The following is a 23,483-nucleotide window of genomic DNA, read 5'->3' on the forward strand; positions in this document are numbered from 1 at the left end:
GGATCAATCCTCCGTCTTGCGGGCCCACCATACGGCGGCCACTTCCGTCACCTCGATGAACTCGCGGCCGTCATTGGTGCGGCGTTTCGTGATCGCCAACTGCAGTGGCATGCCTTTTGCCGCAACGAAATGATCGACGGTTTCCTTGGTTACGCCGTTCTCGCCTTGGAAGATGGACTTGAGGCGGGCCAGCGCGACGGAGTCCTTGCGCACCCAGGCGGTGGCTTCGCGACCCGGCATGGGGACGCTGAGGCGATAGCGGACCCAGTGCGGGCTTGGCTCGGTGCCGACCTCGGGCTTGACCAGCACGCTGAAGACTCCGCTTTGATCGGGAGGTCCCACCAGGAGCTTGCGGAAGTGATCGTCGTTGAAGGCGATGAAGGCCTCCCAATCGATCTTGGGGCCTTCGTCGGTGAGGGTCACCGGCACCGGGAAGCCATCCGGCATGGCCTTGGTGCAGACGTTGAACACGAAGACCGGCGGCGTGGACTCGTTCTTGTTGAAATAGACCGCGCTGGCGGGGATGGGGCCTTCGCCGTTTGCGGTCGCGTACTTTTCCATCGCCGGCCTGACTTCATCCGGTGAGAGCACGAAGGCGCTGCGGGCCTGCCAATCGGGCGCTCCGAGGAAAGCAATGAGCGCTTCCTGGGCATCGGCAGCTTCGGACGGCACGGGTGTGGTAGGCGGCTGTAGCCCCATGCCGGTTTCATCCGGGGTGGGAGCTGGAGCGGGCTGTGGCGCAGGTGCGGGGGCAGGAGCTTGGGCCGGGGATCCGCCGCCGGGCTGGGTCATCGCCGAGGGCTCGACGAAATTGGGCCGGAAGTCTTTGCCAAAATGATAGCCGACCGCGGCGAGTGCCAGGACCGGGATGCTGATGCCAAGAACGAGGGGGATTTTCGAACGACGGCGCGGAGCCGACTCGGTCTCCTTCCGTTCTTTGAGGGCCGGAATGTCGTCTGCGCTGATAGGCGCCGGGACCGGAGGTGGTGGCGGTGTGATCGAACCAGGTGTGGGCGCCGGATCGAGTCTGGGTGGCCAAATCGGCGCATCCTCAGGCGGTCGGACCGGCGAGGGAGCTGACTCAAGCTTCGGCGGGAGAGTAGATGTGGGCCCTTGATCCAGCTTGGGTGGGACGACCGGTGCAGACTCGGGCGGTGAGACGGGTGGCTTGGCGGGTTCAGGCTCGAGCGGCAGGTCGGCTGAAGGTGGCGGATCGAGTCGACGGGGAAAAACCGGTGGCGGCTTGGAGAGCCCGATCGGTTCGGGTGCCGGTTCCGGAGGCGCAGCTGGTGCGGGAGGTACTATTGGTTCCGGCTCCGGAGGCGAAAAGGGAGCGTCAGCCTTCGGTAGGGCTGGCAGCCGCGCGGGCATGCCGATCGCCGGATCCGGGCTGACGATTTCCTGCCAGCACTTCGGGCAGGGACCCTGCATGCCGGCGATGGAAGCAGGGACGGTGAGCACGGCACCACAAGCCGGGCAGTCGAATTGCAGGGGAGCCTCCGGGGTCGAACTCACGCGCTCAGGCTAGGAGTCTCGCGCCCGGGGTCAAGGAAGGGCCGCGCAGACGGGGTTAAAAGTTAAGAAACCTAATCTTTCTCAAAGAGTTAGCTAATCATTCTCTTCTTGCAAAAGGTTAGGGAATGCTGCTAACGCTCTCATCCCCACGTTCCGCAACCCAACGGAACGGCTTCACCCCCTACATCCCCCCATGAACACTCAAGCCGGAAGGCTCTTTGGTGTACTGCTTGCCGTATCGGCAGCCGTGACCCCACACGTTCGCGCAGGCCAAGACGAGACCTGCTACCCCGACAACCGCAACGCCACCTCGACGGCGCTTGGTAAAGGGACGCTCGGCATGGCTTGGGCGACCTCTCGCGATGTCGGCAGCCATTTGTATCGGAACCGCGCTGGTATCCGCCCGGGCAGCCGCCTGGTCGAGGAATCCGCGCCCGTGTCCACGGACTCGAAAGGCGGCATGTCTGCCAAGGGCGGCGCGAAAGTCGCCGCGATCTCCGTGCCCGTTCCCAATCGCTGGGAAGTCTTCGGCTCCATCTACTATCAGAGCGAGGACAGCGACGGCGATCGCGTCGTGAACCGGAAGAAAAAGAAGGACGACAAGTACGAGAAAGACGACAAGTACGACAAGAAGTACGACATCCGTCGGATCGGCGGTGGTGGTGGCGGCGCTGGCGCTGCACTGGTGGCCGTTCCCGGCTTCGCGTCCTCCACGGATAGCTCTCTTGAAGTCTTCGGCGGCAGCGTCGGAGCCGAGTATCACGTCAATCGCAACTGGAGCGTGGGCGTCGGCATCGGTGCCGCGCAAGGCGATCTCGACATGGGTTCGGCTGGCAGCGCCGACATCGATTCCGTCGCGATCTCGCCGTACGTTTCCTACTACCGTGCCGATACCGTGGGTTCCGCCGACCTGTGGGCGGGCCTGATGTATTCCTACGGCATGCACTCCTATGAGACCCACCGCTACACCGGCGCAGGCATCGCCACCGGTGAGCCGGATGCGGATACCCATACGATCGAGTTCAATGTCGGCCTGAATTTCGGCGAAGATGACTTCGTCCACGGCCCATACGCCGGCCTGCGCTACATCACCGGCCAGGTGGACGCCTACACCGAGGTGGGTCCCGGAGCGACCTTCTTCGGCGAGCAGGATGTGGACTCGCTGGTCTCGATCCTCGGCTACCAGGTGTCCTGGAAACTTCGCGGTGGCAGTGGCTACTGGGTGCCACAGCTTCGCGTGGGCTGGGAGCACGAGTTTGAAGATGGCAATACGACCGCCTTCGGCATCCCGTATGCAGCTGCTGACGAAGACATCGGCGTGGTCGGTGCCGGCATCGGCTACTGGTGGGACAACGGCTGGCATCTCGGCCTCGAGTATGAAGGCCGCTTTGGCAGCGACACGGAGGCCCACTATGGCGCTGTGACCGCTGGCAAGGAGTTCTAAGTTTGATTTTTCCCTGCGCATCATTGCCCCGTCCGGTTGGTTGCCGGGCGGGGTTTTTTGTTGGAGCGGAGTTGCGCCGGAGGGGATCGAGTGCGAGGGAAGATCACTGAAGATGGCCGTGAAATTCCGAGACTACTATGAGGTGCTGGGAGTCCCTCGCGATGCGAGCAAGGAGGACATCCGCAAGGCCTTCCGCAAGCTGGCCCGCACGCATCATCCCGACGTGGCGACCGAAAAGGCGGGAGCGGAGGAACGCTTCAAGGAGATCAATGAGGCCTACGAGGTGCTCGGCGATGAGGAGAAGCGGAAGAAGTATGATGCCTTCGGCGAGCACTGGAAGCATGGCGAAGGCTTCACGCCTCCGCCGGAAAGCGGCGGCTACGGAGGATGGGAAGGCGGCGATGCGGGCGACGCCTATCACTTCGAAGGGACTGGCTTCAGTGACTTCTTCGAGAACTTCTTCGGCAACCGCGCCGGGCGTGGTGGATTTGGCGGGCGTGGCGCTGCTGCCGGTGGTTCGCGGGCGCGGCGTGGGCGGGACATCGAGTCGGAGATCCTGGTCACGCTCGACGAGGTGATGAATGGAGCCGAGCGGTCGCTGGTGATCCAGCCGCGACATCACGGCCATGCGGCAGAGAAGCGCACGGTCACGATCCGGATTCCGAAGGGCGTGGCGGAGGGGCAGATGATCCGCGCCGCGGGCTTGGGCGAGCCGGGCAGTTCGGGTGGCGAGCCTGGCGATCTTTTCCTCCACGTGAGACTGGAGCGCCATCCGGACTACCGGGTGGTGGAGCATGATCTCTATCTGGACCTGCGGCTGGCACCGTGGGAGGCGGTGCTCGGCGCGACTGTGGCGGTGCGGACGCCGCATGGTGAGACCCGGATCAAGGTGCCGGCAGGCACGGAACCCGGGACCGAGTTACGGCTTTCCGGCAAGGGCCTTCCGAAGGGCAAGTCCGGCGAGTTCGGCCATCTTTTCGCCGTCGTTCAAGTCGTCATGCCCGCGACGGTGAGCGATGAGGAAAAGCGGCACTGGCAGGCACTCGCCGATCTCTCGAAATCCAACACGCGCTAGAGCCATGACCCCTTCTTCCGAATCTCCGGATGACGACGTCGTCGATCTCGAAACCGCTGCCCGTCTGTGCGGCCTGCCGACGGAGATGATCCTCGAGTTCAGTCGCACGCAGGTCATTTCCGTGGTCCGCAGCAGCGATCCGGATGCGCCGGAGTTCGACACCGTGTGCCTCCATCGCTTGCGCCAGATCGAGACGCTGCATCACGAATGGAGCATGGCACCGCGCTCGATTGGTTTCGTGATGGATCTGTTCGATCGCCTAGAAGCCGCCGAACGGGAGTTGCGGGCAATGAGGGAGCGGCTGAGGTGAGCCGGAGAGAAGTCGTTTGACCGGGAATGAAACCCGCGCACCTGTTAGGGGTCGGCGACAACCCCCGACCCCAACACGATATGAAACTCACCTACCTGATTGCCGCCGCCTCGCTCGTCACCTTCAGCGCTTGCGAAAAGAAAGAGACGCCTGCCGTGAAGGAAAAGATCGATGATGCGCTGGATCGCCGTCCGAATGAAGGCATCAAGGATGCCGCGGAAGACATCAAGGACTCGGCGAAAGACGTCGGTCACGATGTGAAGGACGCCGCAAAAGACCTTAAGAAGGACGTGAAGGACGCGACGCGCTGAACCATTGATACCCCGCCCCATTGATGCCCCGCCGGTCGATGGCCGCGGGGCTTTTCATGGCTTCAATCTGTTAGATCGGGGAATCGCAGGCGGAAGTATTGCTGCGAGCCGCCGGGAGGGATGACCCATGGATAGTGGGTGGCTGTCGCTTGCGCCCATGGCAGGGAAGAAATGGGCGAGGGTGGCTCGTGCAAGAGAGGCACGTCAAGGGGCTGCCATTCCAGAAGGTCGGAACTGGCTTCCAAGACGGCACCACTGGCGTGAAAGGGAAGATAGGGAATCATCAGCCAAGTCGCGGGAGCGAGGGGCTGGCCCGGGGCCGTATGGATTTCGAGCGCGGGTGGGACCGATGATGGATTTTCGGGGTCGGTGCCGAACCAGTATTCGAGATCATCGCTGGCACCGTCGTGATCCGCATCGTTGCCGGGGCTTTGATGGCTTGCTGTCTGCGGGCTGCTTGCGCTGAGAGGCGAGGCGATTCGCTCCAGACGGAAGTCATCGAGCCAGCCTTGCAGGTCCGGTTGCGTCGCCTCGGCCTCATACTCGTCAAACAGCCAGGATTCGAGACTGGCCATGAGCTGGAAGGAGACCTCGTGAGAACCCGCCGGCACTTGGACACTCATCTCCTCCCATTCGCCGGTGGTTGTCGCGTCGAGCCGCTCGACGGTGGTTCCATCGACTTGGGCCGCTAGAAAGAATCCCAGCACCGTGGGTATCACTCCGCCGCCGCCGTGAGGTGGGCCACTGCCCCCGCCACTCATGGAAATGCTCACTTCAGCGAGGCCGGCAATAGGTAGACCGGTGAAGGCGCGGGCACGGAAGGAAAGTATCGACGGCCCGTTCACCGTCGTCTTCAGCACGCGCGATCCGGAAATGGCGCGCACGGCTTCTGTCCACGAGCCATCCGCCTCGGCGTGAGCCACCGGATGCCAGGAAAGCGGGAGATCGTCGTTGGTGGAGAGCAAGACGGCGGGATCGAGCGAAGCGGCCTGATCGAGGGACCTTGCGGCTGCGTTCGTTAGAAGGAGTCCGTCCAGCCAAGCTTCCGAAGGGTCGCTGTAGCTGGTGCCGGGACCGGGCTCGTGAGACCAGCGAACCACATGGCTGCCGGCATTGACGGCCAACTCGACCCGGGTCCACGCCTCTCCTGCGGATGGAATGGGAAGCAGTCCGCCATCGAGGCTTACGCTCAGGATGCTGGAACCCCGGCGTTTCCACCAGAAACTCAGCCGCGCCGGGCCGACGACGGTGGTTTCCGCGACTTGGTCCGAGTTGTAGCCGGTGCGACTGAGGAACGACCAAGCGCTGTCACCTCCGACCGGCGAACCGCCATCATCGCGACCAACCCAGCCGTTTGCTGTGACGGGAGTGGGAAATTCGGCAGCTTCAGCCACCGCCTTCGCCACGCTTGAGTCGATGGAAAGCGATGCCAGCAAGGGGGTTTCGCGGCCCAGCTTGGAGAGATACGTCCATCGGCTGAACCTGCCGGGCGCCATGGCTGAGACGTGGGATTCCCATGAGCCTCCATTGCTTGTTAGATTCGCACCGTAGCCATCTTGATCCTGATATCTCCACGTGCCGCTCATTTTACCCGGGCGGCCCCACAGGGCCCGGACTTCTTCTGCACGGCTTGGGTGGAAAAAATAGAGCGATGATCCATATCCCGGCTGCCATGCGTCCTCACCGGCCACGGTGACCGTAGAGCCGCCATTGTCTCCCGTTTCCAAGGCGAAGAGTTCCGGCACATCGACCGCGGCAGACAGCTGGGAATAGCCTCGGCGGACTGATAGATTTCCGATGCGCCACATCGCGTCGAATGCCACCGGGGATTCTTCTCCTTCTTCTCCGCCTTCCCACGGCTCTTCGTAGGGGTCGCAATTCCAGCGGATTGAATGAGGACCGGGCGGGAGAGTCAGCCGCATTCGTTGCCACGCGTGGGCGGTCATCGGAATGGCTGCGGCTCCATCGATCTGCAGCGAGTTCCGTGCATGCCAAAAGGTCCCCCAGTTCTCTGATAGCGCGGAATCCCAAGATAGCTCGCACGGGCCATGTACCTTGGTTTCCACCCAGCAGCCGCTATCGTCCAGGGTGTTCAAGACGATGGCTGGCTCGTTTTGCCGTCCGGCCCGGGAGAGCGCGACAGGTGAGACGGAGCTACTGGACTTCCAGTTCAATCGCGGCAGGCCGCCGCCCTTGTTCAGCCCCACCCGCTTCATTGGCTGCCACGTCACTTGGTCCACCGCTCCCGCGATCCACTCCTGGTCGCCCTCCTTCCAGTCGGGGATTCGCAGGGTCAGGCGGACACGGTGCTTGCCGGGGCCTGTGATCCAAAATGGCTCCCGGCTTGCGGCACCGTCCACGGCCACCGGCGTGCCATCGATCGCGAGCGTCCAATAGATCCAAGGATTGCCGTAGAGATTGGAGTAGGCGGGCTCCAGCAGCGAAAATTCGAACAGGCCCGGGCCATTCACCGTGGTTTCCAGCCAAGCGTTTTCGCCGGATTTCACGATCGCGATTGCCGCTGTCCCGCCCATGGCTCCCGGAAGATTGCTGCCGCCGAAAGGTGCATCCCCGCCACTGTGCCATTTTACACCCCTTCCCGTATCGAGGGCTTCGGCCCACGGACTCGTGAAGTACGGGCTCCATCGTACTTGATCGAGCTCCACTCGCATGTTGACGTTATCCCGGGAGATCTCGCCAGTGACGATCCATTCGACAACGGAAGCGCCGGAATCGGGCAAACGGACCGTGACGGTCTGGGCGTGATAGGGATCGTAGAGCTCGGCGCATGTGATTCCATTGATCCGCAGCTCGGCCGAGCCGTAGTGGAGGCTACCGATGTTCTTCCACACGAACGAGAGTTCGCCGGGTCCGGTGACGGTGGTGGCCAGCCGGGATGTCTCTTCACCTGTCAGAGCGGGCGAGACTGCAAAATCATCTTCCGGGTCGTCTCGTCTCGAGCCGATCCAAGGGGCGTTCACGTCGTTCTCCCATGGGATCTCCTCGGCATCGAGTGAAGCGGCCAAATCGACGGTCGGGGTGGGAGTAAAGTGCACCCCATCCAGCGCTGCTTGTTCGGAGTCTCCGGCGGTGCCAAAAAACTCCCATTGCACGCGGTGGTAACCGGGGGGCAACCAATACCGCGCTGTTCGCCAGTCGGAGGATGAATCGTCATCCCCAAAGGTGCTGAAAAGTCCTGTCGTCAGGCAATCGAACCACCAATTGCCCTCTGGAATGCCTCCTTCATCCAACGAGGCGTGCCAGCGGAATTCCAAATAGCCGGGACCGACGAAGCCGGTGTTGATCTGGCACCACGTCGATTCTCCGGTGTTCCCAGGTTGCACGGATGCTCCACCCTCCGCGCCGGGGATATCCCGGGTGACGTGCCAGAGAGGCAAGGTCACGACAGGAAGGTTGGTGTCCAAGGCCGCCAGAAGCTTGCCCGGCGGATCAAGGTGAAGCATCTGGACTCCGAAGAAAGAGGCTTCCAGGGGATCGTCGGAATCGTATCCGGGAGGAAGTTCCGCGAGCCAGCGAATGACATGGGTCCCCTGTGGAGTCTCCAACACGGCTCGTGCTGAAGCATGGAAGTCGTCAGCCACGATGAGCGGGACTCCATCCACCAATAGTTTGAGGGCTTGGGATCCCCGTGTATCCGCGAGGGTGAACGAGATTTCCATCGGGCCATCCACGGTGGTCTCCAGCCATCCTACCGGGTGCTCTCGATCGAGCACCGCCCGGACGACGTAGCCATTGAGAGTCGGCATCGGAATGGTTTCCCATCTGGCGTTTCCTCCCGTGGTGAGTGAGTCCTTCGGCAAGCCCAGCGTCTGCTCCAGGGTTTCTGGCGGAGAATTGATCTTCAGTTGATCGATCTGCACCCCTTGCTCGATCCCCGGGTTGCCAATCCTGAGCTCATGGTCGCCAGCCCCGATCGTCCAAACCAGCGTCCGCCAAGCACCGAGGGATGCTTCTCCAATGAGCACCGGTCGAATCTCACTCCCATCCACTTCGATCACCGGCCCGCTATCCGTGCGAAGGGAAAGCAGTGCGGGACCAGCCAAGCGGGTGGTGAGCGAGGTGGCGACTGGTAGAATCACCAGCGAGCCGTTGACCGCCTGGGGATCAGAAATCCCGAATGGCTCCTGCCCGCTGGTGGAGTTCGCCGTGGCGGTCCACCCGGCTTCGGATGTATCCAGAGCCGTGGCATAGGGGATCAGTGGAAGCAACTCCACGTCATCCACGGCCAGATCGAAATCGTAACGACTTCCCGCCAGATAGTATCCGGCTTCCCACGTCGCGATGTGAGTGCCGGGGCCCACCCACGAAAGGTTTCGCTTCCAATCGCCTTCCGCGCCGAGCGTGAGCGCGTTTTTCTTTCCATCGATTCGAAAGGTGGATGGTCCATAGCCGCGGAACCTCGCATGATAGCTCAAGACGGCTGGACCCCGTACCGTTGCGGTTAGCGGTTCCTGCGGTTCCGGAGTGGCACCGGTGCTTCTCGAAATCCGCAATCCAGACCACGCGGCGCCACCGTCTCCACGATGCCAGGCATTCTGCCCCCGCCACGGCTTGTTTCCTCCGGCAGCGAGTGCGATGCCAGTCCCGGCTTTGGCCTTGTCGAGCGGGACCTCCGAGAATGGCTCCCAGCCTGCGTTGGAAAAGGCAGCTGGGCGACCATCGCTGAATTGGCGTCTGGCGCTCCACCGGACGACGTGGGCTCCTACTGGGACCTCCGCTCTCACGGCCTGGTCGTGATCCGTGGCTTCGCCTCCGGACATGACGCCATCGATCCAAACCCTTGTTCTGAACCCACCATCGCTTTTCGTATTCAGCGAGATCAGGCCCGGGCCATTGACCGTGGTTTCGACGCCGTATTCGGAGCTGGTGGAGGCAAACAGTCCACGGTCATCAGTTCGCCAGCTTGCCGCGGATACGCCGGTCAAGGCCCACGTCAGCTCCGGCGGACTTCCCAGCGCGGTGCGGATTTGTTCCTGCGTCAGATCGGCGCGAACCACCGAGGAAGCGGCGAGCCACGCGAGCAAGATCCGGGCGAAGAGGCGGGGGAAAATCATGAAGGGGAGGACGAGGACAGCACTGAATGACGAATCCCGAGTTGAGAAGTCATATCATGACTGCGGGATCGTGGGCCGGCTGCTAGGCCAGCACCCGGTGCACCCTGCGGAATACCAGCGCTCCGCATGCCGCGCCTAACACATCGGCGGTGAAGTCACCGAGATCGTGGGCGCTTCGATTGGGCGTGTAGGACTGATGGTGCTCGTCGATCGCGCCGACAAGGGCAGCGGCGAGCACGGTGAACCAGAAGATCTTTTTCCAATCCGGCTTCCCGGGATTGAGGCGGAAGAGGAAGGCGGAGAACAAGCCGCCGCCACCGAAGAAGTAGCCCAGGTGCTCGAGCTTGTCGTTCACATGGAACGGAAACTCGGCGGGGAGGGGATTCGGTTGGGAGGACAGCCACCAGAGGGTGCCGAACCAGACCGCATAGGCGGTGAGCCAAAACCACGGGGAGCGGATCAGGCGACGCATGATCCCACGTGAGCTTACTGCTTGCGCAGTTCGTCCTCGAGGCGCTCGGCCAGCCACTGCTTCATCATCGACTGATAGTTGAGGAAGCGGGAGCGGGCGATGCGCTTGATGCGGGAAAGCATCCGCGGGTCGAAGCGCAGGGTGATGGTCGTGGATTCGCGCGAGTCGGGCTCATGGATGGAGCCGGACATGAGCCGGGCCTCCAGCTCATGGGTTTCCCAGAAGCGGGCTTCCGCTTCCTCGTCATCAAAAGCCGGAATGTCCGACCAACGGGCGATAGGCTGCATGGGCTGGCTCATTTATTTGAACTCGGCGTACTTGCGCTCGTAGAAACGTTGTTCGCCCTCGCTCATCGGCCGTGCGGCGATGACGCGGGTGCGTTTGCCATCCGTCCAGAAGCAGACGAAGAGGAGGCGGTCCGCGACGGTGCGGCCGAGGGCGTAGAAGCGGCTTTCACCCGACTCCTGGTCGGGCAGCAGGCGCAAACCGAACGGGTCCTCAAGGGCCTCCTCGAGTTCGCGGGGCTTGATGGACTTCAGGTCGAAGTGGACGTCGATGAGGTCGAGTTCCATGAGAATCGGTTGCGGCCCGCAGAAAACACGAGAATCGCGGGCTTGGGAATGGGAAATTGGAAATTAGGGGGAAAGCCGCATTTCAGGCCATCTAACGCCCTGAATCCGTGAATTTACAATGACCATTCAATCGTCGCCAAACAGGTCAACCGCGAGGCGGGTGGCAGTCTCGGCATTGATCATGAAGGGAAGGGCTTCTCCACTGACGCGGCCGAAGAAAAGGCGGTTCCCCGGGGCGTCACTTGCGGGGGCGATGATCAATTCGCGGCGCTGGATGCCGATCTTCTTCCCATCCCCATCGAGCTGGTGGATGCCGAGGGTGAAGCGCATGGAGGGCCTGGCGAGGGCGCTCAGGGCGCCGGCGTCGTCGGGCGCGAGCCAAGTGTCACCGCGCAGCTTGAGCAGCGGTTCCAGCAGGCGGTTGGCGCGTTCGGTGATGAGTTCGGCACTGCGATCCGTCTCGCCCTCGTGGGCGGCCCAGGTTTCGTCACCCCAGTTGTATTCGAGCTTCAGCTTGGGATGGCCTTCGATCTCGCGTTCGATGAAGGCGAGATCGATGGAGGCGACACTCCAGACGTCGGTGAGGCGCCATTGCCAGGGCTTGGTGCAGATCTCGTTGACGACGCTGTCTTCCAGCTTCATGACCCGGGGCACATCGGCACGCCTCGCATACCAGGTGCCATCGCGGCCCTGGCCGAAGTGCAGCTCGATGAGCTTGTCGCCAGTGGTCGCGATCCGGAGCCTCAGCGCGGGGCGGTCGAGGCCGTAGGGAGCGAAATCGACGGCGGCATCACTGGGGAACCCGGTGACCTTGGTCTCCGTGACCACCTTCAGCAGCTTGTAGAGAGACACCTCATTGAGCGGCTCCATGCGGCCGGAGGGACCCCGCACTTGCCAGCGGGCGCCCTTGGGCCGGGCGAGCGCGATTTCCTCCGCAGTGGAGGGAGAAATAAGGAAGCCCTCGATGTCCTCGACCTTGAGGTCGGTCAGGCGCGGGTCGCGCAGTTCATTGACCGTGTCCGGCAGGCCGGCGACGGAGACGAGGTTTTCGGGTGGGATATCGGTCGCTGGCTTGCCGTTGGCCGCGACGGTGGGAGCCAATGGCTTGAGGCGCAGCTCGAAGACGGCACCGGGCCGGTCGCTGACGGTGGCGAAGACGGTATCAGCTTCCGGAGTGGCGGGAGGCATGATCTCCATCATCACTTCCTCGGTCTGGCCGAAGTGCTTGATCGCGATCTTCTCGCGGCCGTTCACGTCGTCCGATGGCAGGGTGACCTCGGAGCGCTCGGCGATCTTCTCGGCGCGCATCAGGTAGAGGTCGGTGAGGAGTTTCTTCACCGCGGTCTCGTCCGTGCGAAGCTCGAGTGGCTTGGTGATCATCCACGGGGCCTTGCCTCCCGTGCGAGAGAGTACCACTTCCGTCTCCGCGTTCTTGATCCGGACGGATTGGAGGGCCACGGGATTGAAGAACAGCGGATGGTGATCGCGCAGGTGGCGCAGCCCTTCGCGGAAAAGGTAATGGATGTCACCGGTGGCTGCGTAGATGTGGCCCCCGTGTGCACCGTCCTGCGGCTGGAGGAAGACGGTGGCGACTTCATCCTTGGTCTTGGGGTCGCGGTGGACCCACTCGGTCTTCCGGCCTAGCAAGTAGGTGGCGAGCGACTTGCCATCCTTGTCCTCGATGCGCACCCCGATGGTCCCCTCGACCAGGCCCACCTTGGCCGTGTCGATCTTGCCCTCCGGGATGATATCCTCGACGCGGGTGCCGAGGGTGAAATTCAGGATGCCGTCCGCCACGGATTGGTCCATGCGGTCGGACCACGGCTTGACCACGCGCCAGATGCCTTTCTCGAAGACGCACTCGACCTTCACGCCATTGCCGGAAAGGAGGATGCGATGGATATCCTCCGGTTTGAAGGTGTAGATGCGCTCGCCGACGGCGGTCGCCTTCGGCCCGAGCAGGCGGTCCAGGCTTCCTTCCTTGAAGCGCATCGCAGCGGTCAGGGCGACCGCAGCGGTCGCCACGAGCAGCAGCAGCGTGAAGGAGATCGAGCGCATGGCGGTTCTTCAGTTCAGGCGCGGCGCGAGGACCAGACGAGGCCGGCGATGAGGGCTCCGAAAGCGGGCAGGAAGATCCAGTTCACCCGGTTGATGAAGGCGATCTGGCTATCCAGCAGCGGGAGCTTGTAGCTGCCCAGCGTGCGCGGGCCGGTGCCGGCGAGGGATTCGCGACCGATGAGCCAGTTCACGCTGCTGGCGAGGAAGTCCTTGTTGATATCCGAGAAGTATTTCGGTGCGAGGAAGTCCGAGTTCGCCACCACCACCATGCGGGAGATGCGCTCGCTGAGATCATCGCGATTGGCGGCACCGCGGATGACGGCGCCTGCGATGCTGAGCGGACCGGGATTGTCCTCGCGCGGGTCGAAGGTCGGCTTCGCGGTGGAGAACTTCGTTTCACCCCAGAAGTCATTGCCCGTTTCGATCAGCACGTACGGACGGATGCCCTTCGAGGTCAGATCCTCGTTGTCCTTCTCGCGAATTTCGAGGCTGGAGGTGGAGCCTTCGAAGATGGTGGTTTTCCTGGCGAAGTCCTGGGTGAATTCCATGCCCGCGGTGAAGTTGGCGCGGACATCGGTGTGGACTTGGTCGCCCTTCTGGGAAATGACGCGGTCCTTGCGCGGGGTGATGCCCACGTTCCGGAGGAAGGCGCGCAGGCGCGGCGGCGTATCAGTGCCGCCCAGCGTGATGAGCAGCGAGGACTTCGGCCGCTCCCAGTATTCCATCAGCACTTCCAGCTCCTGGGGAGTGAAGTCGTAGGTGGGATTGACGATTGCCACGGCGGCCACGTCGTCGGGAATGCGGTCGATGCCGGAGATACGGGCACGCATGGTGACGGCATTCTGGCTGAGCAGGGTTGACTCGAAGTTGGCGAGCGGGGATTCCGCGCCCTCGCCGTTAAAGCCGCTCTTGTCGGCCAGCAGGTAAACCTTGCGCGGTTTGCCTTCGAGGGCGGAGACGATGCCGGTGGTGATGGCATCCTCGCCGAGGAAGCCGGTGATCTTGCGCTGGCTGTTCTCGCCCTTGAACTCGGTCTCGTAGCGCATCATCCGCTCCGCCTCGATGAAGTGGACGTGCGAGCTGGCATTGCCGGCGGCCTCTTCGGTCAGGCTGGCCTGCTTCTGTTCCGCCGTGCGGGCATCGACGATGGCCAGGTCGCTGGTGAACATCGACTTGTTGAAGGACGTCCGGAATACCTCGCCATACTCCTTTGCCACCTGCTGGGTGCGGTCGGGAGAGCGGACGGGATCGAGCAGCTCCAGCTTCACCTTTCCATCGGAGAGGCGCTTGTATTCCTCCCCCAGCGCACGGACGCGCTCGGCGATCGGGCTATTGCGGCGGAAGGCGAGCAAGAGGCGCACGGGCTCCGCGCGGTTCCTCACCTCCGGCGATTGGAGGTAGCGTTGCGTGGCAGATGAGAGTGTGTAGGCGGCATCCGCGCTCAGATCCTTCGGGATGTAGTGCTGTGAGCCCAGGTAATTTGCCGCCGCGAACAAGACCGTGACGCAGGCCACCTGTAGCAGCGAGAGCACGCCGGTGCCGAAGCGCCGCACGGGTTTCGCCGGCTTTTCCGTCTTGGGATCGGATTCGTTGCTCATGGGTATTAGCGGCGCCAGCGGCGGTAATCGATCACCTGATAGGTGATGAAGAGGATGAAGGCCGCGAGGCTCAGGTAATAGACGGCCGGCCGGGTATCCAGCAGGCCCTTGGTAAAGTAGTGCAGGTGCTCTTGGCTGGAGATGTAGTGGAACATCTCGGCGGCCTTGAAATTCTCGCCCCAGATCGCGGTCACGTAACCGAGGAAGTAGTGGATGACCAGCAGGCCGATGGTGAGCAGGCCGGCAATGATCTGGCTGGAGGTCAGCGCGGAGGCGAGGCAGCCGACGGCGGTGAAGGCGGCACCCATCAGCAGCAGGATGGAGTAGGCTCCGAGCATCGCGCCCGGAGCGTAGGCCGGCGGCACGTCGGTCACCCATTCATACATCCGGAACTGGATGTAGCTGGGGATCCACAGCAGCGTGTAGAAGACCATGGCCGCGCCGTACTTCGAGAGCACCACCTGCCAGGTTCGTACCGGGGCGGTGAGCAGGCCCTCCAGCGTGCCGCTTTTCTCTTCCTCGGCGAAGAGGCGCATGGTGATCAGCGGGAAGATGAAGAGGAACCAGAACCAGAACAGGGTGGTATTGTAGGCCGAGTAAACGAGGCTATTTTGGCTGGGGGTATCGCGGAAGCCCTTCATCGCCGTCGACAGGGCGAATCCTTGCATGCCCGTCACAAAGACGAGGACCACCCAGCCGAAGGGATTGAGAAAATACCCCTTCAGCTCCTTGCGGAGCATGATGAACAAGAGTCGCATGGAAATCGGGCCCGCCCGCGCGGGGCCGCTTGTGTAGGGGAAGCTCCCGCGGGCGGAAACACCAAAAATCGGGGGTGTCGGGAGGCCGCTCCGGTCCCGTGGAGGCCCTGTATTCACGTGGTATGTAGGGCCCCGCTCCCGGATTTCCCCGGATTTCCCCTTTGCTACCGGCGATCCCGCCATTAAATGCCGGGCGTGACTGCAAAAACCCTCCTGCTCGCCCTCGCCTTCGCGACCGTCGTTTCCACCTCGGCTCCGGCCGCGATCAGCCTCGGCACCGATGCCCCTGCCACCGTGCCGGAGATTGCCGACGGCCCGGCCAAGGCGGCGCTCGATGCCTTCCGCGAAGGCCGCCACAATGTCGGGGTCGATCTTGCCAAGCCTCTGGCGGAGAAGGGGAATGCGGACGCGCTGTTCCTGCTCGGGTTCGCCGCGGAAACCGGCCAGGGCATGCCCGCATCCCGCGACGCGGCGCTGGAAAATTACAAGAAGGCCGCCGCAGCCGGTAACAAGGACGCGACCTATCGGCGCGCGCTGATTTTGCTGAACTCGAAAGAGGAAAAGGACCGCCAGGAGGGTCGCGAGGCTCTGGAGTCCGCCGCGAAGACCGATCCCGCCAACGCCGGTCGTATCCTCGGCGAGGCATGGCTCCGCGGCCTGCTCAGCGAGAAGGCGGACTATGACAAGGCCTCCGAGTGGTGGAACAAGGCCTCGAACGCGGGCGATACCCCCTCCATCCTGCTGCTCGCCCGCCTCCACGAGGGTGCCTTCGGTTTCAAGGAAAAGGCCGATGCGAAGAAGTCGCTGGAGTTCTACCAAAAGGCCGCCGCACTGGGCGACGCCTCCGCTTTCATCCCGCTCGGATCGCGCCTGCTGAATGGCGAAGAGTCCATCCGCAACGAGAAGGAGGGCCGCGAGTGGCTCGCCAAGGCGATCGAGAAGGAACAGTGGGCCGCCTATCTCGCGCTCGGCGACTTCGAGGAGAACGTCAAAAAGAACGAGAAGGAGGCGCTGGCGAACTACAAGAAGGGTGCCGACAAGGCGCAGCCGGATTGCTTGCTCCGGGTCGCCGGGTTCTACTTCGACGGCAAGGGCGGGCTCGAGAAGAGCGAGGAAAAGGGCCGCGAGCAGCTGGTGAAGGCCGCCGAGGCGGGCAACGCGATGGCCGCTCTCGAAATGGCCTCCCGCCTGTCCAAGGAAGAGAAGCCGGACATGATGTCCGTTTACAAGTATCTGCTCTCCGCCGCGAATACCGGTATGCCCGTCGCCCAGAATGAGATCGGCCTGCTTTATGTCTCCGGTAACATGGGTCTGAGTGATCCTACCGCTGCCGTCGCGTGGTTCACCGCCGCCGCCAAGGCCGGTCACGCTGCCGCTCAAAACAATCTCGGCACCCTCTACGAGCGCGGCATGGGAGTCCCCGTGGACTATAACAATGCTGGCCAGCTTTACTCGCTCGCCGCGAATCAGGGACACGCCGCTGCCACCACCGGCCTCGCCCGCCTGCACGCCACCGGCCACGGCACTGACCAGAATCTGCCGAAGGCCTGGGCGCTCGCCTCGCTCGCCATCGAGCGCGGAGACGACAAGGAGGCCAAGACGCTGCTCGGCGACCTGACCAGCAAGATGAGCGGCGACCAACTCATCGAAGGGAAGAAGGAACTCGAGACCCTCAAGAAGCCGGCGGAGCCAAAGTCCGCCGATGACAAGCCCGCTGCCCCCATCAAGCCCGCCGCCGGGAAGAAGGAGGCAGTCACGCCCGCGATCGAAGTCCCCGCGCCTGACGCGCCGAAGGAAAAGAAGAAGGGCGAGTAACCCTCGCTACGATCTTCCATCGGCGATCTGCGATCTCCCACCTCCGCCATGCGCGTTCTCGTTACTGCCGGACCCACCCGCGAGGCGTTGGATCCGGTGCGCTACCTGACGAATCGCTCGTCGGGCAAGATGGGCTATGCCATGGCGGATGCATTCGCGCGCGCGGGGCACCAGGTCTTGCTGGTGTCCGGCCCCACGGTGTTGGACATCCCGGAAGGCGTGGATTTCCTGCCGATTGAATCTGCGGCAGAGATGTTCGAGGCAGTGCAGCGCCACATCGGCCGCATGGACGCCGCGGTCTTCGCCGCCGCGGTCGCCGACTACCGCCCCGCCGTGGTCGCGGATCAGAAGATCAAGAAGACCGGCGAAACCCTCACGCTCGAACTCGTCCGCACGCCGGACATCCTCGGCTCTGTTAGAAAAGACTTCGGCTTCACCGGCACCCTCGTCGGCTTCGCCGCGGAAACGGAGAACTTGTTAGAAAACGCCCGCGCCAAGCTTGCGCGGAAAGGCTGCGACCTCGTCATCGCCAACGACGTCTCCAAGCCCGGCATCGGCTTCGACTCGGATCGCAATGAGGTGATCCTGGTCTTCCCGGAGCATGTGGAAGCTCTGCCGGAGGATGAGAAGCATCACCTCGCTCCGAGGATCGTCCGTGAGATCGAGCGGCTGGTGGCGGAGCGTGGCGCGAAGTAGAGCTTGGGCAACCGGCTAGCAGATTCAAATCTCAAGGACTGACCCGCATGGCACGTAAGATGAAAATTTTGTTACTGTCCCTAATGTTGGCGTCGTGCAGTAATCATGTGGCTCAAAATGGCATCGTTGAGATGAGCCAAAAGCGTGAAGACTTAAAGTTTCCCGGGCTTGTGCGAGTGTTTCCTCGCGCTAGGCCTTCTGAGCCGTTCAAGGTGGAATATCGCGATGACCGCGGCAAGGTCTCGTCATGTGGGATCCCGTTGAGTCAGGAGGTGATGAATTCTATACTGAATTCGAGTAATTTTGTTCCTCGCGAAAGTATGATGCGCGGCGTGGCAAATTTATATTTTCAAGGTGGATATTCCCCGTGTCCCGACGGTGATAATTTTTCAGTCAAGAAAGAGGCGGATTCCTCAATGTGTGAGATAAACGCAGTCGATAGAAATGGTCGTTTGTGGCGATTGAAGGTGGAAAGCCGGGAGGGGAAGCATCAGTTTAGTTCAGTGGAGAAGAGGAAGGTCTATGAGAATCTTATGTTGTTCGGAGGCTGACTGACTGGATTGGTCGAAGGGGCCCGTCCTGATCGCGCTAAATCTGGCCCTTTCATACCCTGCGCACTGTTCAAGCAGGAGAGTGATGGAGAGCAGCGGAAACCTTTGCCGGGCCTCCGGTTATTTCAGGGCATCGAGGTCGGCCTTGGCCTGATGAAGGGCTTCGGAGAGTTGTTGGAGAGAGGCTTCGAGAGAGGTGCGGCGGTTAAGGACGGACTGCCGGGGCTCATTGAGGAGGGCGGGGGCCGCGCGGAGCTTGCGTTCGAGGTCGGCACGTTTGATGGCGATCGCGCGGTCGAGGGCGAGGACTTCAGCGCGGTCGACTTCGGCGGCGGGGTTGAATCGGAATTGCTGCTCGATCTGGTGGCGCCAGTGCATGAGGTCGGCGGCGAGGGAGTTGCCGAAGCCGGGGACCTGGAGGATGGCGGGGACGTTGAGGTCGAGGGCGGTTTCGATGCCGTAGGACTCTAACATGTCCTTGCGACCGGGGCCGATGTTGGGGATGGAGGCTTTGGCGATGAGGTGGCTATCCAGGTGGGCGCGGAGTGCGTGTTGCTCGCGGTCCTTGACGAGTTGGTCGTAGCGGCGCTTGCGTTCATCGGGGAGGTTTTCCCATTCCCAGAAGGTGCGGGTGAGTTGACTACGCTGGATCTCGAAGGTTTCGGCTTCGGGTTTGGCGGCGTAATCGGCAACGAGGGCCGTCATCTGGGCATCGAGAGAGTCGTGAGTCTCGGAGAAGGGTTTGAGGCTGTCAGTTGTTAGGTAGGCGATCGCGAAGCCGACGCCGGTGGCGATGATGAGCCAGAGAAACCACAGGGAGCCGGAGATGAAAGCGAGGCCGAAGAAGAGGAGCACGCCGGCGAGCACTGCGATGGAGCGGCGCTCGGTGCGTTTCTTCCGGGCGGCGGTAGCCTGGGGTGATGGCTTGACCGGAGCGTGTGCGGTGGCGGGGGCCCAGTAGACGACGCCGGGATTCGGGATGGTGAGGACTTGCTGCCAGATGCCGGGGATATCCGCACCTCCGGTGGTGGTGCCGGTGGCGATGCCGAAGAGGATGACGCCGATGCTCTCGATGGGGCACCAGGGGCAGTTGGCATTCCCGCGAAAATGGTAGTGGGTGGGATTGATGGCGCACTGGGCCAAGCTCTTCTCGAGGCTGGAGAGCTCGGCGACCCACTCGGCGGCGGTGGGGCGGGGCTGGCTGTTAGAGCCTTCGCGACTGAAGGCGCGTTCCCAGAGGGCGGCGATGCCGGGGGAGGCAGAGTGGGGTGAAGCGGTGTAGGGGGGCGGCTCCATCTGGGTGAGGGAGACCTGGCCGCTGTAGGCGTAGCGGAATTCGCCGATGGCCTTCGGGATCGGCATCTCGCCGGTGCCGCGGTAGCGGCCGGCGAAGGGATGGCGGCCCATCTGGAGGAGCTGGAAGATGAGGATGGCGAGGCCGAAGTTATCGTGATTCGCAGTACGCGGGGTTTGCTTGAAGGACTTCTGCTGGAGTTCGGGCGGGGTGAATTGGTCGGTGCCGACCTCGCAGAGGTAGGTCTTTCCCTGCGATGAGATCTGGAAGCTATCGCAATCGATGATGCGGACGGTGCCATCGGGCGCGACGCGGATGCCGCCGTGATTGACGTCCGCGACGAGACAGCCGGACTGGTGGAGGATGTGAAAGGCGCGGGAGAGGTTCAGGGAGACCCTGACAAGGAGACGCCAGTCCGCGTGGGGGAACTCGGCGAGGCGGCTCTTCGGACTGTAGAGGGTGTGGATGTCCTTTGAGGAGCCCATGCGGTCCATCAGGAAGCCGCCGATGCGGCCATCCGGCTTGTAGAGGACGTCCTTCGGCCAGGCTGTCAGGGCGGCGATCTCTTTCGTGAGGAGGCCGGGCATGGCGGCGAGCTTCTCGGTGCGCTCGCGGGTGATGTCGGCGAGGTAGACCTTGGCGACCGAGTGGGGGTCATCGGCGAGCGCATAGACGGCCCCTTCGCCGCCCTTGCCTAACAGGTCGCCGAGGCGGATGGGTCCATTCCGGCCATTCAGGGTCATGGCGCTATTCCTATTCTATTCGTGGTGGGGGTTTTGCGATGCGGGGGTGGAGTCCGCGAGGGGGACGGCGATCCTGGTGGCGAGGACGAGAGTTTTATCGTCATCGGTTTTCTCGCAGACGTGCGGCATGGCGAGATACCGGCCGAGTCCGGTCGCGAGTGGTTCACTGGGGCCGGAGGAGCCGAGCCTCCGGACCGGGCCGAAGATGCCATCGAAGAACGGTGCGTGGACGGTCTGGGTATCGAACTGGAGGACGAGGGACTCGATGCCATCAGTGAAAGCGGCGGCTTCGTCGATGCGGGTTTCGATCATGTCGAAATCGAGGACCTCGTGCGCGGTGGGCTCGGTGATGAAGTGGGTGGTATTGATGAATTGGCCGTGCTGGGGCCAGAAGACGTAGCTCCATGAATCGCTCTGGTGACGGACGACGATCGCTCCATCACCGACCTGAAGGAAGGCGGCATGAGTGGGCGAGATGATCGCGGCGAGGAGGGTGCAGGCGAACTCGCGGACATCGAGGCACGCGGCGGTGGCGGCTTCGTGGAGGGCAGCTTGGATTTCTGCCAGCCAGTAGAGAGCGAGATCCTTCGTGATGCGGGAGACATCAAGCCCTTCCTCGAAGGCGAACTTGAGCTCATCCATGAGGAGCTGGCAGGCGATGGATGAACCGAGGTGGGAGTGGGAGGCGCTGCCGGCACCATCCGAGGCGATGAGGACGAGGACGGAGTCATCCATGCCGATGAGCTCCGCGAGGTGGGAGTCCTGGCAGGGGGTGCCGGTGCGTTCGTGGGAAGTGCCTGCGACGGATGCGCCGGCGAATCGCCAGCCAGGGGAGCTCATCCCGCGGTGGCCCAGCCCTCCGGTGCGGTGGGATTCTCAAGCGGGACCGCATCGCCGGGGGTGGAGCGGGAGACGGCGCTCATGGAATTCGAGAGCCACTGGAAGAGCTCGCGGAATTGGAGGCCCTTCAGCTTGAGCGGGGCGCGGACGGAGATTTGCTGGAGGATCTCCATGTTCGCACCTTCGACTCCGACGGCGTAGAACTGGAAGCTCTTGGAAGTTTCGCCTTCTCTAACAAGTGCGGCGGCATGGTCCCAGGTATCCGTGGGTGCGCCATCAGTGATGAGGAAGACCCAGGGGCGGTAGTAGGCGACGCCATTCTGGCGATAGGTTTCCTTCCGCTTGCGGACCATTTCGAGGCCTTGGACGATTGCCGCTCCCATGGGAGTGTCGCCGGTGGCGGCGAGTTGGATGGGATGAAAGGTATCCGCCGTCGTGAAGTCGGCGGCCACGTTCACAGGGCCGAAGGTGACGATGGCGACCTCGACGCGCTTCGCGGCCATGGCGTCGGCGGTGAGTTCATCCTTGAACTGGACCAAGCCGGCATTGAGGGCTTCAAGGGGAGCACCCTGCATGGAGCCGGAGGTGTCGAGGAGGAGGAGGCAGGGGCAGCGGTTCTCGGGGTTCTCGGCGAAGGAGATGGAGATGTCGAAGGGGACTTGGTCGTATTCGCTGGTCATGGGGAGGAGATAGGGAGAAGGAGGGAAGAGGTGGAGCCGATAGGTCGGCAAGATGAGGGCGAGATTGAGGGATTCATGCGGGGATGCAATCCACTTCCGTGACGGCGGAGGGAAGTTCGCGACGCTGCCGGGTGATCCGTGACCGGTGGAGCGGTGCGGGGACGCTGGAAACGAGCGTGAGCCCGGTCCGGTATTCGAGCATTTATCTAACAGCCTCAACCCACCGGCCAAGCCTGCATGGCGGTGGTGGCTATGGCATCAAGGTCCTTGGTGGAGGTTCCGTCGCGGGCTTGGATGGACATGCCTTGATGGACGGTGACGTAGAAGCGGGCGAGCGCCTTGACGTTGGTGCCCTTGGGAAGGTCGCCTTCCTTGATGCCGCGCTGGAGGCGGGCTTCGAGGAGCTTGAGTGATGTTTTCCGCGCCTGCACGACCATTTCCGCGAGACTGGTGACGCCCTCGCTGGCGACGGAGGAGAGGACAACCATGCAGCCGGCGGGGTTGTCCGGGCAGGCGAGGACGCGGGCGGCGAAGCGGAGGAAGGCCTCGATGCCGAGTTTCGCGGTGGGCGCGGATTCGAGGGCTTCGAAGAGTTGCGGGGCTCCGCGTTCGCCGTAGTGCCGGAGGGCTTCGGCGTAGAGCTGTTCCTTGCTGCCGAAGGCGGCGTAGAGGCTGGGGGAGCCGATTCCCATGGCCTCGCAAAGGTCATTCATGGAGGCGGCAGTGTAGCCCTTTTGCCAGAATACCCGGGTGGCCGCATCGAGTGCGGCGGTGCGGTCGAAGGAACGCGGGCGTCCCCGGGTAGTGGTCTTTTCGCTCACGGAATGAATTTTGTGCTGATCGATCTATAAATCCGTTGACGGGCCGCTGCAAGCGGATATGACTTCTGTGTCGAACGATACAAAAATAACATGAGCACACTGAAAGGCAAACGGGCATTGGTCACGGGAGCGAGCCGTGGAATTGGCGCTGCAATCGCGAAGGCACTTGCTGCGGAAGGCGCGAGCGTGGCGATCACCTACGAGAAGTCGGCCGAAAAGGCCGGTGAGGTGGTGAAGGAAATCGAGGCCGCCGGTGGCAAGGCGGTGGCCTTCGCGGCGAACAGCGCGGATCCGCAGGCGGTCCGTGGTTCCATCGACCAGACGGTCGCAAAGCTCGGCGGTCTGGACATCCTGGTGAACAACGCGGGCATCGCGCGCTATGGCAATGTGGAGGATATCTCGCTGGAGGATATCGACGCCTTGCTGAACGTAAATGTGAAGGGCGTGATCCTGGCCAGCCAGGCCGCGATTCCACATCTCACGGAAGGAGGGCGCATCATCAATATCGGCAGCGTTCTCGGCGAGCGAGTGCTCTTCGGCGGCGTGACCGTTTACTCCGCAACAAAGTCCGCGCTCAGGTCATTGACCGCCGGTCTCTCCCGTGAACTCGGCGCGCGCGGGATCACCGCGAATCTGGTGCAGCCGGGTTCCACGGATACGGACATGAACCGCGCGGATGGAGAAGGTGCGGCCGCGCAGAAGAGCGTGACCTCACTCGGCCGCTACGGAACTCCCGAGGACATCGCCGCCGCTGTGGTCTTCCTCGCCGGTCCCGGTGGCAAGCAGATCACCGGCACGACCATCACGGTCGATGGCGGGGCGATTGCTTGAAGCATGAGGAATGAGAGGCTGGCA

At 62.8% G+C, this 23,483-nt stretch carries 20 protein-coding genes; 8 read left to right on the forward strand and 12 right to left on the reverse strand.

Annotated features, from left to right (window positions below):
- Nucleotides 1-3: 3 nt before the first annotated feature.
- Nucleotides 4-1,515, reverse strand: a complete 1,512-nt coding sequence (locus WKV53_RS12160; protein ID WP_341404866.1) for a hypothetical protein — start codon at nucleotides 1,513-1,515, stop codon at nucleotides 4-6.
- Nucleotides 1,516-1,708: 193 nt separating this feature from the next.
- Here WKV53_RS12160 and WKV53_RS12165 point away from each other — a divergent pair, with 193 nt between their 5' ends.
- From WKV53_RS12165 to WKV53_RS12180, 4 genes are all read left to right on the forward strand, one after another.
- On the forward strand, nucleotides 1,709-2,959 hold the full coding sequence (locus tag WKV53_RS12165) for an autotransporter domain-containing protein (RefSeq protein WP_341404867.1): 1,251 nt from the start codon (nucleotides 1,709-1,711) through the stop codon (nucleotides 2,957-2,959).
- A gap of 112 nt (nucleotides 2,960-3,071) precedes the next feature.
- Nucleotides 3,072-4,034, forward strand: a complete 963-nt coding sequence (locus tag WKV53_RS12170; RefSeq protein ID WP_341404868.1) for a DnaJ C-terminal domain-containing protein — start codon at nucleotides 3,072-3,074, stop codon at nucleotides 4,032-4,034.
- Nucleotides 4,035-4,038: 4 nt separating this feature from the next.
- Nucleotides 4,039-4,344 (forward strand): chaperone modulator CbpM, encoded by a 306-nt coding sequence (locus WKV53_RS12175; RefSeq protein ID WP_341404869.1) that lies wholly within the window; start codon nucleotides 4,039-4,041, stop codon nucleotides 4,342-4,344.
- Nucleotides 4,345-4,424: 80 nt separating this feature from the next.
- Nucleotides 4,425-4,655, forward strand: coding sequence for a hypothetical protein (locus WKV53_RS12180; protein WP_341404870.1), 231 nt, complete (start codon nucleotides 4,425-4,427; stop codon nucleotides 4,653-4,655).
- A gap of 62 nt (nucleotides 4,656-4,717) precedes the next feature.
- On the opposite strand, the gene WKV53_RS12185 is transcribed toward WKV53_RS12180, so the two are convergent.
- The 7 genes from WKV53_RS12185 to WKV53_RS12215 form a co-directional block, all read right to left on the reverse strand.
- Nucleotides 4,718-9,730: a hypothetical protein gene (locus WKV53_RS12185; RefSeq protein ID WP_341404871.1), complete on the reverse strand. Its 5,013-nt coding sequence runs from the start codon at nucleotides 9,728-9,730 to the stop codon at nucleotides 4,718-4,720.
- Nucleotides 9,731-9,812: 82 nt separating this feature from the next.
- Nucleotides 9,813-10,202, reverse strand: a complete 390-nt coding sequence (locus WKV53_RS12190; RefSeq protein WP_341404872.1) for a VanZ family protein — start codon at nucleotides 10,200-10,202, stop codon at nucleotides 9,813-9,815.
- Nucleotides 10,203-10,216: 14 nt separating this feature from the next.
- Nucleotides 10,217-10,489 (reverse strand): CopG family antitoxin, encoded by a 273-nt coding sequence (locus WKV53_RS12195; RefSeq protein ID WP_341404873.1) that lies wholly within the window; start codon nucleotides 10,487-10,489, stop codon nucleotides 10,217-10,219.
- A 12-nt stretch (nucleotides 10,490-10,501) separates the two neighbouring features.
- On the reverse strand, nucleotides 10,502-10,774 hold the full coding sequence (locus WKV53_RS12200) for a BrnT family toxin (protein ID WP_341404874.1): 273 nt from the start codon (nucleotides 10,772-10,774) through the stop codon (nucleotides 10,502-10,504).
- Nucleotides 10,775-10,900: 126 nt separating this feature from the next.
- Nucleotides 10,901-12,832 (reverse strand): DUF4340 domain-containing protein, encoded by a 1,932-nt coding sequence (locus WKV53_RS12205; RefSeq protein WP_341404875.1) that lies wholly within the window; start codon nucleotides 12,830-12,832, stop codon nucleotides 10,901-10,903.
- A gap of 14 nt (nucleotides 12,833-12,846) precedes the next feature.
- Complete coding sequence (locus WKV53_RS12210; RefSeq protein ID WP_341404876.1) at nucleotides 12,847-14,430, reverse strand: DUF7088 domain-containing protein; 1,584 nt, start codon at nucleotides 14,428-14,430, stop codon at nucleotides 12,847-12,849.
- 5 nt (nucleotides 14,431-14,435) lie between these two features.
- Nucleotides 14,436-15,188: an ABC transporter permease gene (locus WKV53_RS12215; RefSeq protein ID WP_341404877.1), complete on the reverse strand. Its 753-nt coding sequence runs from the start codon at nucleotides 15,186-15,188 to the stop codon at nucleotides 14,436-14,438.
- A 195-nt stretch (nucleotides 15,189-15,383) separates the two neighbouring features.
- On the opposite strand from WKV53_RS12215, the gene WKV53_RS12220 reads away from it, so the two are divergent.
- From WKV53_RS12220 to WKV53_RS12230, 3 genes are read left to right on the forward strand one after another with little or no spacing between them, the layout of a single operon-like run.
- Nucleotides 15,384-17,003: a tetratricopeptide repeat protein gene (locus tag WKV53_RS12220; protein WP_341404878.1), complete on the forward strand. Its 1,620-nt coding sequence runs from the start codon at nucleotides 15,384-15,386 to the stop codon at nucleotides 17,001-17,003.
- Nucleotides 17,004-17,051: 48 nt separating this feature from the next.
- The gene (locus WKV53_RS12225) at nucleotides 17,052-17,699 is read left to right on the forward strand and encodes a phosphopantothenoylcysteine decarboxylase domain-containing protein (protein ID WP_341404879.1); all 648 of its coding nucleotides are present in this window, start codon (nucleotides 17,052-17,054) and stop codon (nucleotides 17,697-17,699) included.
- A gap of 47 nt (nucleotides 17,700-17,746) precedes the next feature.
- The gene (locus tag WKV53_RS12230) at nucleotides 17,747-18,250 is read left to right on the forward strand and encodes a hypothetical protein (protein WP_341404880.1); all 504 of its coding nucleotides are present in this window, start codon (nucleotides 17,747-17,749) and stop codon (nucleotides 18,248-18,250) included.
- 120 nt (nucleotides 18,251-18,370) lie between these two features.
- On the opposite strand, the gene WKV53_RS12235 is transcribed toward WKV53_RS12230, so the two are convergent.
- The 4 genes from WKV53_RS12235 to WKV53_RS12250 all read right to left on the reverse strand — a co-directional run bounded on the left by WKV53_RS12235 (nucleotide 18,371) and on the right by WKV53_RS12250 (nucleotide 22,628).
- Nucleotides 18,371-20,287 carry a hypothetical protein gene (locus WKV53_RS12235; protein WP_341404881.1) on the reverse strand — a complete coding sequence of 639 codons (1,917 nt, stop codon included), beginning with the start codon at nucleotides 20,285-20,287 and terminating at the stop codon, nucleotides 18,371-18,373.
- Nucleotides 20,288-20,302: 15 nt separating this feature from the next.
- On the reverse strand, nucleotides 20,303-21,127 hold the full coding sequence (locus WKV53_RS12240) for a PP2C family serine/threonine-protein phosphatase (protein ID WP_341404882.1): 825 nt from the start codon (nucleotides 21,125-21,127) through the stop codon (nucleotides 20,303-20,305).
- Nucleotides 21,124-21,807: a vWA domain-containing protein gene (locus WKV53_RS12245; protein WP_341404883.1), complete on the reverse strand. Its 684-nt coding sequence runs from the start codon at nucleotides 21,805-21,807 to the stop codon at nucleotides 21,124-21,126. The genes WKV53_RS12240 and WKV53_RS12245 overlap by 4 nt, the downstream gene beginning before the upstream one ends.
- 215 nt (nucleotides 21,808-22,022) lie before the next feature.
- On the reverse strand, nucleotides 22,023-22,628 hold the full coding sequence (locus WKV53_RS12250) for a TetR/AcrR family transcriptional regulator (protein WP_341404884.1): 606 nt from the start codon (nucleotides 22,626-22,628) through the stop codon (nucleotides 22,023-22,025).
- A 90-nt stretch (nucleotides 22,629-22,718) separates the two neighbouring features.
- Here WKV53_RS12250 and WKV53_RS12255 point away from each other — a divergent pair, with 90 nt between their 5' ends.
- Entirely contained in the window at nucleotides 22,719-23,459 is a 741-nt protein-coding gene (locus WKV53_RS12255) for an SDR family NAD(P)-dependent oxidoreductase (RefSeq protein ID WP_341404885.1), read from the forward strand.
- Nucleotides 23,460-23,483 lie beyond the last annotated feature (24 nt).

The sequence above is a fragment of the Luteolibacter sp. Y139 genome, assembly GCF_038066715.1.
Lineage (GTDB): Bacteria > Verrucomicrobiota > Verrucomicrobiia > Verrucomicrobiales > Akkermansiaceae > Haloferula > Haloferula soli.